Source organism: Hymenobacter arizonensis (assembly GCF_900115775.1).
GTDB classification, from domain to species: Bacteria; Bacteroidota; Bacteroidia; order Cytophagales; family Hymenobacteraceae; genus Hymenobacter; species Hymenobacter arizonensis.
The window spans coordinates 57,419-70,694 of sequence record NZ_FOXS01000008.1; the positions used below are offsets into that span (position 1 = coordinate 57,419).

The following is a 13,276-nucleotide window of genomic DNA, read 5'->3' on the forward strand; positions in this document are numbered from 1 at the left end:
TGAATCTCTACCCGTTGCGTTCCCCGGTACACGGCTGCTGCAGCGGCCGTGGGTCCAATTGCCCTTTGGGCAGTTTGCATTCGTTGATTTTTAGTTTGGGTTGCTGTCTTTATGCAGATTAGCCGCTTGTGCCCCGCTTTTGACAGCGGAGGGCAAGCGATACGCTTCTTATTCTGCAGCGCAGTTAGTGGCCGCAATCATAGAATTTTTGGCTTCAACGGCTAGCCACCCGGTATTTTATGCGGCGGCAATCACGGGGCGCTGCTCCCCTGCCGCTTGGTCATGCAGGCCTTTGTAGCTGAGGTATTCAGCTGCGCAAGCAATCCTTCTAGCATAACTCATGAAAAAGTGTTTATTATTGACCGCGCTACTTTGCGGCACCTCCTTGGCCAGCATGGCTTCTGACCTTTCTCCAGCGAGTAAATCCTTGTCAAGCAACGAAAACTTTGCTATTCTGACCGAAGTAGATGCATTGAAGACATTTGATTTGCAAACCGGCCGGTTTACCGCGAATGGTCACACCTATTACTATGTATATGACGATTCGATTCCAGGCGACCAAGAAGCGGCCCTAACTGCTGCAATAGCTTACGCAGCTGGTGGAGGAGGAACTCCCGGATGCTACGGTGGCCGTTGCTAGCACACTGTTTAAATCAGCCAGTTACAGTGTATTAGGTAGCTGGCTGATTTTTTTGTTGAAAACCACACCAAAGACCGATGACACGCTATTACTGCCTACTCTGGATGGTGACACTGCTGGGTTCGTGCGCGACCAAGAATCTGCCCGTCAGGAGCAATCTGACCCCAACTGATACGCAAGGAAACTTAACTTTCAAATACCGTATTTCTTATAAACCGGACTCCTTAATTCCGGAAACCTCCACCGAGTATTCCAATCTGTTGGTTGGCGAACAATTTTCCCGGTTTGAGACAGTCGGTGGTCGGGCGCAAGACTCCGTGAGAAGCCTGTTTCCGGATGTTTTAACTGCTGAAAACTTCAGTGCTCAAGAGTTTGCGGACAAAATGTTGGCCATTCCACGCACCAAATTTTATTACACAATATTCAAGAGGGCCACTACCGGCCGTTTGTATTGTTATGAAAAAATAGGTAACGCTAGGTATACCTACATCGAGACGGATAGCACTTTTAAGTGGCAGATTGGCCCGGAAAAAATGACCGTGGCGGGCTATGCCTGCCAACGGGCCACCGTCCGGTTTGCGGGCCGCGCATTTGAAGCCTGGTTTACGCGCGAGATACCTATTAGCGAAGGTCCCTATAAATTTCATGGGTTGCCAGGTCTTATCGTCAAGATAAACGACACGCGTCAGCAGTACGTTTTTGAATTAGTGCGCGCCGGTAAAACTGCGACGGCCGACCTCATCGTCCTGCCCACGAAAGCGGCCCGCCTTGTCACCAAAACGGAGATGCGGCGGGGACTGGCCCTTCACAATCTACAGTTTGCGAGCAGGATGGCCTCCATGGCCGCAGGAGAGAAAAGCTTAAGTGCAGCGGAGCGGGAGCGGATGTTGAAGCCTCTCAATCCGTTGGAACTGCAGTAACAGCGCCCGGCCGCCGGCCTGATGATGCACTTGCGGTAAACATTCGAACCGGTAGCTTCACTAATATTTGGCTGGCTTACTTATTTGTGCAGATACGCGCGATACTTATTTTAGTAGTTGGCTGGCAAATTGGCTCCGCTCCGCAGCTGCTTGCCCAAACCATCCTCACCGGCACCGTGCGCAACGCCGCTGGTCAGCCGCTGGAAGGCATCCTGCTCGAAGCCGAAACCAAAACGCAGCCCCCCGCCACGGCCTTCGTCGTCTCCGCCGCCGATGGCCGCTTTCAGCTGACCCTTGCGGCCACGCCGGCCAGCGACTCCCTGCTGCTCTCGGCCCGCGCCATGGGCTACGCCGCGCAGCTGCAGCGGCTGGCGAACCGGAGCCAGGCCGTGGCGTTGACCTTGCGCGAGGAAGCGACCAAGCTCAAGGAAGTCGTGGTACAGGGCGAGCCGATTACGCGGCAGGGCGACACGCTCAGCTACGCGGTGGCGGCGTTTTCGAACAAGCAGGACCGGGTGATTTCGGACGTGCTCAAGAAGATGCCGGGCATTGCGGTGGCCGGCGACGGGCAGATCAGCTACGAAGGCCGGCCCATCAGCTCGTTCAACATCAACGGGCAAAACCTGCTGGAAGGGCGCTACACCATGGCCAGCGATAACTTGCCCGCCGACGCCGTGCAGAGCGTACAGGTGCTGGAGCGGCATCAGCCCATCAAGGCGCTGGATGGCCGCATCCGGCCCGAGGCAGCGGCGCTCAACATCACGCTCAAGAAAAAAATAACCGCCACTGGGCAGGCCCGGCTCGGCGCGGGCGCGGCGGCGCGGCCCCTCACCGGGCTTTGGAACGCCAACGCGTCGCCGATGCTCTTCACCAAAAAGCAGCAGCTGCTCGACACCTACCAAACCAACAACACCGGGCAGGACGTGGCCGCCGAGCTCAACCCCCTGACCGTGGCCGAATTGCCGCAGCAAGGCGAAAGCAGCGCGCAGAAACCCGACCTGACCCGTATCCTGAACCTGGGCCGGCCGCCGGTGGCGTCGAGCCGCTACCTGTTCAACCGGGTGCACCTGCTCAGCGCCAACCACTTGGTGACCCTGAGCAAGGATAATCAGCTGCGGGTGAACGCCTCCTACCGGCACGACGCGCAGCGGCAGCTCGGCCGCTCCCGCACCGAGTACTACCTGCCCGACAACCGGACCGTGCGCCTGACCGAAACCAAAGACAACCGGCTGTACTTCGACGCGCTGCAAGCCGATTTGGCCTTCATCAAAAACGTGAAGGACTACTACCTCAAAAATACGCTCAGCCTGGACCGGCGCTGGGACTCGCAGCGGGGCCTACTGGACTTGAACGAGGGGCAGCGCCGCATTGCGCAGGCGGCGCGCAACCCGTTCGGGGCCGTCACGAACCGGCTGGGGCTGGTACGGCCCTGGGGCGCGGGGCGCACGGTGCAGGTGTCGTCGCTGCTGTTCTACACGGACAGCCCGCAGGAACTAACGGTCCGTCCAGGGCCATTTGCGGGGGCCCTGGCCGACGGCGCGGCCTACGCCGAAGCCCGGCAGCAGGCGCGGCTGAGCTCGTTTTTCACCAGCAACTCGCTGGGCCTGAACGGCAGTCGTAGCCACTGGGGCTACGCCGGCACGGTGGGCTTCTCGCAGGAAATCCAGCACCTGCGCTCAACGCTCGTCACGTCGGCCCCGCCAACCGCCGCTCGGCCCGACTTGCGGAATAATCTGCGCTGGGCGCGGGGGCGCGCCTACGCGCAGCCCGAAATCAGCTACAAGTCCGAGGGCGGCAGCGCCAGCCTGGAGGTGCCCGTGAGTTACCACGACTTCCGGGCCACCGACCGGCCGTTGGCGGCCGGACAGCGGCTGCGGGTGGTAGTGGCCGAGCCGCGCCTGCGCCTGCGCCGCGACCTGGGCGCGCTCTGGTACGCCGCGGCGGGCGCCGGGCTGAGCAACGATTTTGGCGACGTCAATCAGCTCAACTACGGCTTGTTGCTGCGCGACTACCGCACCCTGCACCGCAACGACGCCCTGCTGCCCCGGCAGCGCGGCCAGCGCTACAACGCGGGGCTGTACTTTAAAAATCCGCTCAACGCCTTGTTCTTCAACGCCAGCTACTCGTTCAACAACACACTCACCAACCGCCTCTACAGCAGTGAGATAGACGCCAGCGGGGCCGTGACGGCGGTGGCCTTGGACCAAAACGCACGCCGGCTGTCGCATTCGGTGCTGAGCAGCGTGAGCAAATTCGTCAGCCCCTGGAAAACCAACCTCAGCCTACAGCTCGTGGGCTTCACCAGCCGGCAGCCGCAGGTGCTGAACGAGCAGCTGACCCAGACCCAGAGCCGTAGCCTGACCGGCGCCTTCAAGGCCAGCGTGTCGGCATTCGACTGGGGCAGCCTGGAATACAACGCCACCCTGACCGGGCTGCGCAGCCGCGTGGCCGGTGCCACCGACCAGCCGCTGGCCCTGCTGCAAGACCACCACGTTTCGCTGAGCGTATTTCCCGTGGGCCGCCACCAGGTTTCGCTGGCCGCCGACTACTACGCCAGCCGGGGGCCTGCCGCGCCAGTGCAGGCCGTCTTCGCCGATGTGAGCTACCGTTACGTGCTGCCTACGGCAGGCCGCAAAGTGGACCTGGAGGTGCGCTGGAGCAATATTTTCGATACACGCCAGTATCAGTACGGCTACGTGAGCCAGTTCCTGCTCACCCAAAGCACCTACGAGCTGCGGCCGGCGCAGGTGCTGGCGTCGGTGCGCCTCTCGCTGTAAGCTGGGATAAATTGCTAACTGCTCCATTCGGTAGACGCCTGGCAGTGGGCCGACACCAAGTGCCAGTGGGCCACTGCAGGGTCGGGACAGTTTACAAAATTCGCAGGGGGAATGCGTTGCCCAAACTCTCCGTTAGGCACTTTCCCAGGCCTGGGCAAACAGAATTTTGGGGGCAGTGGGGAAGTAGAATTGCTCCAATCTTCATCTGTGTTCTGTTCCTTTATATAAGAAGGGTTATAAGCGCACTCTTGGAATCGTACCGGGTGCGCCCGCCCGCGTTGCGCCGGCCAGCGGGGTTCTTTCACCAGGTCAATACCTAACTGCTGGAAGCATGGCCAAAGCTCTTCTACTCGTCTTCTGTTGTCTTTCGAGCTATTGTAGTCTTGGGCAGCAGTATGGCCTTCTTATAGCAGCGGGGGGATAAAATTACTCTAAGCAACAGGCTGCCATTTACTGCTCCTCGCCGCGCAGGAATTCTCCGTTTGGCAAGAAGTAGACGTAAAAAAAGCTTTCGCCGATAACCAGTTGCACCTGCAGCTTTGCGGCCCCGGTAGACTTCTTGGTATATTCCCGAACTTCTCCGCTCAGGCGCGCCCGGGGGTAGTGTTCCGCTACGTAGGCCAAGCAAGCCGGCAGCAGGGCCTCAACGGGCAGCGCCCGGATGTGGTAGCCCGAACCCAGGTCGGCGCGGTCGGCCAGTTCGCGCACGACCCGGCTTTCCGCCTGGGCGTTGGTTGTCACCACGACCGCCTGCTGAAAGGGGGGGGTGGCAACCACTCGCCGAACGGCCGCCGCGCCCTCGACCCAATCCACGGAACGGATGTCTTGCGGGGCCAAGCGCTGGATGGTCGCCCGGTCACTGGCCTGGCCGTCCAGGTAATACAGCGCCTCCACCGGCAAGCCCCGGTCCCGCTCGAGGAGGGCCCCGGGGCGGGCCCGGGCCCCGGAATGGCCCAGCGCCAACGCCATCACCGTCGGCGCGGCCAGCACGTAGCGGTAGACCTGCCGGCGGGGGGAGGACGGCTGGTTGAGCCGCGCAATGCGCTTTTTGAGTTCGGACGCGGAAAACCGAAAGGCCAGGGCCGGGGCGGGGACCCGGCCCGGTTGCTGGCGCAACAGGCTGTACTGGTACGCCCGGCGTTCCAGGCCCGATTGCACCGTGGCCCGGTCGGCCAGGTACTCGAGGTTCTCCAAGACGGCACGGCGCCACAGCCAGACCGCCGGATTGAACCAGGCCAGCGCGGTGGTTAGCTGGGCCAGCAGCACGTCCAGGGTATGCCACTGGCGCACGTGGGCCTGTTCGTGCCGTAATTCGGGTGCCAACGCCGCCGGGTCGGCTACGGCCGCTTCACTCACGTAAATGCTCCGGCCAAAGGAAAAGGAGCCCTTTGCCTCGCGCAGCAGGCGTACCGGTTGGCCCAGGACCACAGCGGGTCGGGCGCGTCGGCGCACGAGCGCCAGACTCAGCAGCTGCACGAGCAATTGACCGACCAAAAGCCCCGCTCCCAGGCAGTACCCCCGGAGTAAATGTACCTGCCAGTTCACCGCCAGGGGGCCCGTGGGTGGGCTTTCCGGGGGGGCGGGTAGCGCCCCCCATGCCGATGCGGCAACCATCGACGCGGCCGAAGCGGGCAGCAGGGCCGGGACGGAAACGCTCGGGTAGACCGCCGCGAACAACGCGGCGGCGACCAAGTAAAAGCGGTTCAGCTGGAAAAACGTGAGCTGCCGCAACAGGCCGTAGTAGGCGGCGACGAAGAGCGTCAGTACGACGTTCGCCTTTACCAGGTAGAGCAAGTCCGGGTTCATGGCTGCTGGGGCGGTTGGTCTTCGATGAGCCGGATAATCTCCTGCAAGTCCGCGGGCGTGAGCTTCTCTTCTTTCACGAAAAAAGAGACCAAGTCCTTGTAGGAGTCGCGGAAATGCGCGCGAACCAACAACCCCAACGAACGGCGCTGGTACTCCTCGGCACTGACAATTGCCGTGTAGCGATAGGAATTGCCCAGCTTCTCGGCGCGGACGAAGCGCTTGCGCTCCAGGTTGCGGAGCGTGGAGGCGAGCGTCGTGTAGGGCGGCGCGGGCGCCGGCAGGTGGTCGAGCACCTCCTTAACAAACCCCGGGTTTGTTTTCCACAGCGCAAACAGCGCATCTTCTTCGGCTTGGGTCAGGCGTTCCATTCGGAGGCGGGTTAAATCGTTAGGTCGGGAGCAATAACAAGGTGGGTTCTTTCGGGGCCTGAGCAGGCCTTTCCCGCCGGCCCGTTCGCGCGTGCGCTTTCGCTGTTGACGAAATAGCTGGCTGCAAGTTGGTCAACATACAAAGGGGCGTGCAGCCGTTCGAGGCCCGGTACGGGTAAGGGCGGGCCGCCCTCCGGGTCGTTCGGGTACCGTTGCGGACTGACCCCGGTCCCGGGGGTAGTCCGCAACGGCAAATCTACGAATTTTTCGCAGAATTACGAAATATTTGTAACGTTACGAAATGTTCGTAAGTTTGCGGCATGCACCGACTCTCGCCCCCTGAAGAGCACGTCCTCGCCTGCCTGTGGCACTGGCCCGAGGGGGCGAGCGTCACCCAACTGCGGAACACCCTGCCGGCCCCGGTCCCGCCCTACACGACCGTGGCGTCCACCCTGCAGCAGCTGGTCGGCAAAGGGTACGCCCGGGTCGACAAGCGCGGCCGGAGCCACTGGTTCCGCCCGCGCCTCTCGGCGCCGGAGTACGCCCGGCTCTGGCTGGCCCGTTTGGTCACGGCGCACTTCGCGGGTTCTTACGCGGAACTGGTGCGCTTTTGCTGGCAACAGGGCCAGGTGAGCGCACCGGAGCTGCGTGAGGTGCTGCACCACACCATGCCTTCCCCAGTCGCGGTAACCCGTCCTACTTCCTAACGGCCTGCTAATGCCTTATTTGTTCGTGCGCGCCCTTTGTTTCCTACTGTTGCTCAGCTTGGGTTCCCCGCTCCCCGCGGCGGCCCAAGCCACCCTCCGCGGCACGGTGCGCGATTCGCTCACGCGCCAGCCCCTGCCCTTCGCCAGCGTGTTTCTGGCCAATACGACGCGCGGCGCCACCACCGACGCCGAGGGACGCTACGTTTTGGCCGGGGTACCGGCGGGTCGCTACGAGCTGTCGGCGACTTACCTGGGGTACCACCTTCAGCAGCAGCCCGTCGTGGTGGAAACGGGGGACCGCCGGGTGGACCTGGGCCTGCTGCCCGCCGCGCAACAGTTGGGCGAAGTCGTGGTGCGGCCCAACCCCCACCGCGAAGCCGACTACCGGCGTTTTCTGGAACTGTTTCTAGGCACCTCGACCCGCGCCCAGCAGTGCCGGGTGCGCAACCCCGAGGCGCTGCACGTGGAATACGACGAGGAGCGTAATCAACTCACGGCCACGGCCACACAGGCCTTGGAGGTTGAAAACCGGGCCCTGGGCTACCGCCTCACGTTTTACGACCTGGATTTTAAGGCCGACTTTGCCAACGAGCAGTTGCTGATTACTTCGATTAGCCACCTGGTCTTTCGGGAATTGCCGGGCGGCGCGGCGCGGCAGCGCCGGTGGGCCGCCAACCGGGCCCGGGCCTACGCCGGCTCGTACCTCCACTTTTTGCGCAGCGTGCACGCCAACGCCGTGGCCGAAGCGGGCTTCGAGGTGCAGCGGCTGCGGCGCGTGCCCAACCGCCGCCGGGCCGTGGCCGACAGCCTCAAGCAAGCCATTTACGCGACCGGAGCGTTGGGGCAGGCGGCGGTGCCGGATTCCATCTGGCGAATCCTCGAGCAGCCCCGGGCCTTGACCTACCTCTTCGCGCCGCTGCTGCCGCCGGCCGCCTACCGCCGGGCAGCAGGCGGTCGGGTGTGGCTGCGCTTCCCCGATTTGCTGGCCGTCACCTACCCGCCCGGCCGGCCCGACCCCAATTACCACCAACTCAGCCTGACCCTGACGCCGGGGCGCGAACAAGCGTCCGTGCTGCATTTGCAGGTGCCGGTCGAAGCCGAGGTGGACGCCACCGGAGCCCCCACGGTCCCGTTGGCGCTGCTCACCGAGGGGTACTGGGGCTTTTTGCAAATGGGCGACCTGCTGCCCTTGGATTACCAGCCCGTTCCCCGCAACCGGTAGGCATTTTACCTCTTCCCTCTCTCCCAATGGTTCGTTTATACTTGCTATTATTCCTGCTGGTGACCGGAGGTATGCCGGCTTTCGCGCAGGACCCGCCGCCAGCGGTCACCGAACGGGGCTCGCTCACGGGCACCGTCCTCGATTCGCTCACGCAAGCGCCCGTCCCCTACGCCACGGTGGTGCTGCTGCCCCCGGGTGCCGACGAGCAGCCCATTACGGGGGTGGCCGCCGACGAACGGGGGCGCTTTGCCCTGACCCAGCTGACGCCCGGCCCCGCCCGGTTGCGGGCGAGCTACGTGGGCTACGCCGCTCAGACCCGGGCCGTCACCGTTACGACCGGGCCTACATCCGTGGACCCGTTCCGGTTGCCCACGGCCGGCACCACGCTGAGCGAAGCCGTCGTCGTCGGCACGAAGCCCGTCGTGGAAGTGCGCATCGACCGCCTGGTGTACAATGCCGACCAGGACGTGACCAACGCCGGGGGCACCGCCGCCGACGTGCTGCGCAAGGCCCCCCTGCTGGCGGTGGACGGCGAGGGCAACGTGCGCATGCGCGGCTCCAGCAATTTCCGGGTGCTCGTCAACAACAAGCCCTCGCCCGCCCTGGTCGCGAACGTGGCCGAAGCCCTCAAAGGCATCCCCGCCGACCACATCAAAACCGTGGAGTTGATTACCTCGCCGCCCGCCAAGTACGACGGGGAGGGCACCGCCGGCATCATCAACATCGTGCTCAAAAAAGGCGTGGAAAGCGGGCTAAACGGGCAGGTGGGGGCCTCGGCCGGCAACCGAAGCTCCCGGCTGAATTCCTCGCTCAATTTCAAAAAACGCAAGGTTAACGTCACGGCCTCGCTCAGCGGGGGCCTGAATTACGCCCCCAGCGAAGGGTTGCTCGACCGCACCAGCTTCACGCCCCAGGGCCCTGCCCAGTTCACGCAACGCAGCACGGGCCGCTTCAACGGGGAATCCTACTACGGCACCGTGGGTATCGACTACGACCTGAGTGAGCGCCAAAGCGTCTCGGTGACTGGCGCAGTGACCGGCTACCGCGGTCCCAGCACCGACCAGCTGGTCAACACGTTCGTGGCCCCGGACCCGGCCCTGAACCGGCTGTTTACCCGCGCCACCACCGGCACCTACCAGCAAGGGAGCGGCGAGCTGACCGGCACCTACACCCGCACCTTTGCGCAGGCCCGGCGCGAGTGGAGCGTGCTGGGCCAGGTGAGCCGCAACGACGGCCGCAATGGCTACGAGCTCCGCCAGTACAACCACGTAACGGCGCCGCGGGAGGAGCGGCCGGCCGACTACCGCGAGCGCAGCCGCAACCGCACGCCCGGCCACGAGTACACCGCGCAAACCGATTTCACCCAGCCTTTTGGCGAGAAGCGCACCCTCGAGGCCGGCCTAAAGGCCATTTGGCGGCGGACCGGGTCCACGGCCACGGTGGAGGGGTTCACGCCCGGCCAAGCGCCGAGTTTTGTGGAACTGCCCGACCGCGGCACGGATTTCGGCTACGACCAGGACGTGCAGGCGGCCTACGCCAGCTACTCCCTGGCGGCCGGCACCAAGCTAACCGTGAACGTGGGCAGCCGGCTCGAGCGCACGGCTCTGGCGGCAGACTTTCGCGCCACCGACGCGGACTTTGCGCGCAGCTACTGGACCCTGCTGCCCAACGCGTCGGCCCAGTACGCGCTGAGCGAGGCCAGCAGCCTGCGCGTGGCGTACGGCCGGCGCGTCACGCGGCCCTACATCTACTACCTCAATCCGTTTGTGGACCGCCTCGACTCGCTCAACATCTCGTACGGCAACCCCGGCCTCGACCCCGAATTAACCGACGCGTACGAGGTGAGCGTTAACACGGCGGGCAAAGCCGGCTCGCTGAACGTCTCGGGCTCGGTGCGGCGCACGGGCAATGCCATCGAGGCCGTGCTGCTGCCAACGAACGAACTCGGTATCCGGGCCCGCACCTACGCCAACGTCGCTGCCAACGTGTTCTACCAACTCAACCTGTACGGTTCGATCAAACCCACCCAGAACTGGGAGGTAAGCGGCGGCCCCGACGTGCAGTACCTCGTGCGCCGCAGCCCCGCGCTGGGCATCACCCGGGCCGGCATCGCGGCCAGCCTCAATTGCAATACGTCCTACAAACTGCCCCAAAACTACACCGTGCAAGCGTTTTTCTACGGGGCCTTGCCGGGGCCGGAATTGCAGGGCCGCGGCCTCGGCTATGTGTACTACTCCCTGGGCGCCAAAAAATCACTGTTCAAAGAAAAGGCGGACCTCACGCTGAACGTGACCACCCCCTTCAGCCGGTACGTGGCTTTTGGCAACGTCTACCGCACCCCCTTCCTGGAAGAGCGACAGGAATTCCGGGCGTTTCAACGCGGCGCCCAATTGAGCTTCAATTACCGCTTTGGCCAGGTACAACAGAACCGCCAGCGCAAACGCATCAACAACGACGACGTGAAGAATGGCGGTCAGCGGGGGGCACAGTGATTGATTGGTCAACGTCAATCATCCAAAGCTGCTTCGGCGACGGCTCCAAGTAGGCAGAAAATTTGCGCGTAAAAGACAAGGCTATCGTTCATTTAAACGGTGGTTCACATAAGGAAGGGTTACAAAAGGCGTTCTCCTCATCTGATTACCCCGTGACAATCAACTTAGCCGTCGGGCGTCACGCCAATCACACCTGTCAACAGCACGCCCCCGCACAGGGCCAGTCCATCAACCAGCAACAGCACGGCCAGCGCACTCGCCACCACCCACCGGCGTTGCCACAACCGCTGTACTAGCAACGCTCCGACCCAGGCCAACAGCAGCATTGCCAGCCCAACGCCCGCAAAGGCCAAGTTATATCGCTGGTTTTCGAGGCGTTGGAGAATAGCCCCTAACAGCAAACCGGCCAGCAGCAGGTGGGCAGTAAAGAGCAGGACCATGCCGATCAGCCAATAGCTTATTTTCATAGGATAGCAACGGGCGATGCGACTGGAGTAAGGTGCCAATGTAACCACGAAAACGCGCGGGGCGGTGGCAGAAGTCTGCCGCGGCCCGGGAGCGCTTTCTCGGCAGGCGTCAAGCAGCGAAAAAAGTTTCCAGTACTGCATTCTCAGCTCGTTGCGGAGCCCCTTGCCCAAGCGCAGCGGAGGGTTTTGCAATAACCACGGTCCCCTTGATGGCTGGCGCGTGGTAAACCCGTTGGGGCAACCCCTGCGAACCGGTGGCCGAACGACCGGGGTGACCGCGGAGTATTCCTCCGCCGCTGAAGGACCGCCATAATCGGCTAGTTTTACAAGCGACAGCGAACGGGCTCCACACGGGCGTTGTGGCCGCAAGCAGGGCGCACCCCAACTGGACGTGGCCGGAGTGAACACTCTTGCGCTCGCACCCGCCCCGTTGCTAAACTTCTCCCCCTATGAAAAGAGTCCTCGTTCGCGCCCTGGTGCTGTGCTTGGTGGTCCTCGCCGGGTACGGCGCGGTGGTGCACGGGCTCTCGTACCGGGTGCTGGGTTACCGCCCGGACCCTCCGTCCTTGGACCCGGCGCACCTGGCCGCCATCCAGGACCGGCTGCCCTCAGCAAGCGGAACGGCCGCACCGCCGGCGGCCTTGCGCCGGTTCGCCGTGGCCGAGACCGCCCGGCGCCTGACCTTTGCCGTGAAGCGGAACGCGTTAACAGACCCGAATCAAATCCTCGACGGCCGGCAGGCGCACTGCAGGATGTACGCGTACGTGGTGGCGGCGACCTACAACCAATTGGTGAAGCCCCGCACCCGGCAGGCGGCCTGCCGGGTGGCCTACGGGCACATGTACCTGTACGGGGTGAACCTGCACCCGTATGTTGGGGGTACCTTCTTTCAAGACCACGATTTCTGCGTTTTCGCCGACGAGCAGGGGGCGTACGCCGCCGACGCCACCCTCTACGACTACTTCCGGGTGGGCCGCATCCGGCTGCGGAACTAGGAGCTGGACAAGCCGCGCGGCGCCGGGTACCGTTACAGAGTCAAATGCGGATTAGTAGGTTCACTGAAAGGAGGGTTTTGAGTTCGCTTACCACGTGCTCTACTCATTCAATCCAGGTCCTTTGCACCCAAACGATAGTCCACTGGTTGTTCGTGCGCTTTAAAATGGCTTCACCTCCTTCATAAACCATGCGGAAGCTGACGCGGGCATAGGTGAGGTCTCGGTCAAAGGTGACCGCAGAAACGAGCGGATACGACGCAAGTTGCCAGTAGCCGCCCCAGTGCCCGTACCAGAGCTTCAACTGCCGCTCCAAAAAGACTTGCCGTTTGTGGCTCTCCTTACTGGCACGTGCTGGCTGCATGGTTCCGCTGCTGCCGAGCGGAGTATGCTGCGTGCCAAGAAACGCCGTTAGGGTTTCTGCGAGCGCCGGGGTCAAGTAGATGCTCTGCTTGCCGGGCACGGGGACCACCGGTCGAAAATCCGGGAGGGAGTCTACCACTCGCTGTGGCGCCCGTTGCTCTCGCTCTTGAAAAAAGGAGTCTCCCAATAAGGAATAGTTTCGGCGGGCGAGGTGGGAGAGCTTGCCATTCACGCGCTGGGTCCAAGTGGGCACTTGCTGAGTTGAATCCGTTTTCGTCCGGTACGGACGCATAATGATAGAATCTACTTCGGCATCTGAGTGATATATCTTGTCGGTCTGCTTAATCTTTAGGGCGTTTTGCACCAATAAAAAACGGGCCTGTTGGTAGATGTTATTTCCCCATTCTGACCCGCCAAGGCTGTCGATTTGATGGGGTTTGTAGAAGGCCGTAAACACCGCATAGGCTTGCTGCTGGTAGGGCGTGAGGGAAGCGAGTTCCGCGGCCGTAATAGGTGCCGAAA

General features: G+C 62.7%; 11 protein-coding genes. 7 read left to right on the forward strand and 4 right to left on the reverse strand.

The window, feature by feature from the left end; genetic code table 11:
* Positions 1–340 precede the first annotated feature (340 nt).
* From BMZ66_RS25270 to BMZ66_RS21655, 3 genes are all read left to right on the forward strand, one after another.
* Entirely contained in the window at positions 341–640 is a 300-nt protein-coding gene (locus BMZ66_RS25270) for a hypothetical protein (protein ID WP_143080338.1), read from the forward strand.
* A 77-nt stretch (positions 641–717) separates the two neighbouring features.
* The gene (locus tag BMZ66_RS21650) at positions 718–1,560 is read left to right on the forward strand and encodes a GLPGLI family protein (protein WP_092678351.1); all 843 of its coding nucleotides are present in this window, start codon (positions 718–720) and stop codon (positions 1,558–1,560) included.
* Between the two features lie 86 nt (positions 1,561–1,646).
* The gene (locus tag BMZ66_RS21655) at positions 1,647–4,337 is read left to right on the forward strand and encodes a carboxypeptidase-like regulatory domain-containing protein (RefSeq protein ID WP_092678353.1); all 2,691 of its coding nucleotides are present in this window, start codon (positions 1,647–1,649) and stop codon (positions 4,335–4,337) included.
* A 450-nt stretch (positions 4,338–4,787) separates the two neighbouring features.
* Here the strand turns inward: BMZ66_RS21655 and BMZ66_RS21660 are convergent, their stop codons facing one another.
* Positions 4,788–6,143, reverse strand: coding sequence for a M56 family metallopeptidase (locus tag BMZ66_RS21660; RefSeq protein ID WP_092678355.1), 1,356 nt, complete (start codon positions 6,141–6,143; stop codon positions 4,788–4,790).
* A complete protein-coding gene (locus tag BMZ66_RS21665) occupies positions 6,140–6,511 on the reverse strand; it encodes a BlaI/MecI/CopY family transcriptional regulator (RefSeq protein WP_092678357.1) in 372 nt (123 codons plus the stop codon). The genes BMZ66_RS21660 and BMZ66_RS21665 overlap by 4 nt, the downstream gene beginning before the upstream one ends.
* Positions 6,512–6,831: 320 nt before the next feature.
* On the opposite strand from BMZ66_RS21665, the gene BMZ66_RS21670 reads away from it, so the two are divergent.
* The 3 genes from BMZ66_RS21670 to BMZ66_RS21680 are packed head-to-tail and all read left to right on the forward strand — an operon-like array spanning position 6,832 to position 10,932.
* Positions 6,832–7,218: a BlaI/MecI/CopY family transcriptional regulator gene (locus tag BMZ66_RS21670; RefSeq protein WP_092678361.1), complete on the forward strand. Its 387-nt coding sequence runs from the start codon at positions 6,832–6,834 to the stop codon at positions 7,216–7,218.
* 10 nt (positions 7,219–7,228) lie between these two features.
* On the forward strand, positions 7,229–8,440 hold the full coding sequence (locus tag BMZ66_RS21675; RefSeq protein ID WP_092678363.1) for a carboxypeptidase-like regulatory domain-containing protein: 1,212 nt from the start codon (positions 7,229–7,231) through the stop codon (positions 8,438–8,440).
* A 26-nt stretch (positions 8,441–8,466) separates the two neighbouring features.
* Positions 8,467–10,932, forward strand: coding sequence for a TonB-dependent receptor (locus BMZ66_RS21680; protein WP_092678365.1), 2,466 nt, complete (start codon positions 8,467–8,469; stop codon positions 10,930–10,932).
* A gap of 164 nt (positions 10,933–11,096) precedes the next feature.
* Here BMZ66_RS21680 and BMZ66_RS21685 read toward each other — a convergent pair whose 3' ends face one another.
* Positions 11,097–11,399, reverse strand: a complete 303-nt coding sequence (locus BMZ66_RS21685; protein WP_092678367.1) for a hypothetical protein — start codon at positions 11,397–11,399, stop codon at positions 11,097–11,099.
* A 449-nt stretch (positions 11,400–11,848) separates the two neighbouring features.
* Between BMZ66_RS21685 and BMZ66_RS21690 the strand changes: the two genes are divergently transcribed.
* The gene (locus BMZ66_RS21690) at positions 11,849–12,394 is read left to right on the forward strand and encodes a hypothetical protein (RefSeq protein ID WP_092678369.1); all 546 of its coding nucleotides are present in this window, start codon (positions 11,849–11,851) and stop codon (positions 12,392–12,394) included.
* Between the two features lie 103 nt (positions 12,395–12,497).
* Here the strand turns inward: BMZ66_RS21690 and BMZ66_RS21695 are convergent, their stop codons facing one another.
* Entirely contained in the window at positions 12,498–13,211 is a 714-nt protein-coding gene (locus BMZ66_RS21695; RefSeq protein WP_092678371.1) for a hypothetical protein, read from the reverse strand.
* Between the last annotated feature and the right edge of the window lie 65 nt (positions 13,212–13,276).

What these genes read in the sequence shown, in the direction of transcription:
- BMZ66_RS25270 (WP_143080338.1), top strand. Translation starts at nt 341, where the DNA reads ATGAAAAAGTGTTTATTATTGACCGCGCTACTTTGCGGCACCTCCTTG.
- BMZ66_RS21650 (WP_092678351.1), top strand. Translation starts at nt 718, where the DNA reads ATGACACGCTATTACTGCCTACTCTGGATGGTGACACTGCTGGGTTCG.
- BMZ66_RS21660 (WP_092678355.1), bottom strand. Translation starts at nt 6,143, where the DNA reads ATGAACCCGGACTTGCTCTACCTGGTAAAGGCGAACGTCGTACTGACG.
- BMZ66_RS21665 (WP_092678357.1), bottom strand. Translation starts at nt 6,511, where the DNA reads ATGGAACGCCTGACCCAAGCCGAAGAAGATGCGCTGTTTGCGCTGTGG.
- BMZ66_RS21670 (WP_092678361.1), top strand. Translation starts at nt 6,832, where the DNA reads ATGCACCGACTCTCGCCCCCTGAAGAGCACGTCCTCGCCTGCCTGTGG.
- BMZ66_RS21675 (WP_092678363.1), top strand. Translation starts at nt 7,229, where the DNA reads ATGCCTTATTTGTTCGTGCGCGCCCTTTGTTTCCTACTGTTGCTCAGC.
- BMZ66_RS21680 (WP_092678365.1), top strand. Translation starts at nt 8,467, where the DNA reads ATGGTTCGTTTATACTTGCTATTATTCCTGCTGGTGACCGGAGGTATG.
- BMZ66_RS21685 (WP_092678367.1), bottom strand. Translation starts at nt 11,399, where the DNA reads ATGAAAATAAGCTATTGGCTGATCGGCATGGTCCTGCTCTTTACTGCC.
- BMZ66_RS21690 (WP_092678369.1), top strand. Translation starts at nt 11,849, where the DNA reads ATGAAAAGAGTCCTCGTTCGCGCCCTGGTGCTGTGCTTGGTGGTCCTC.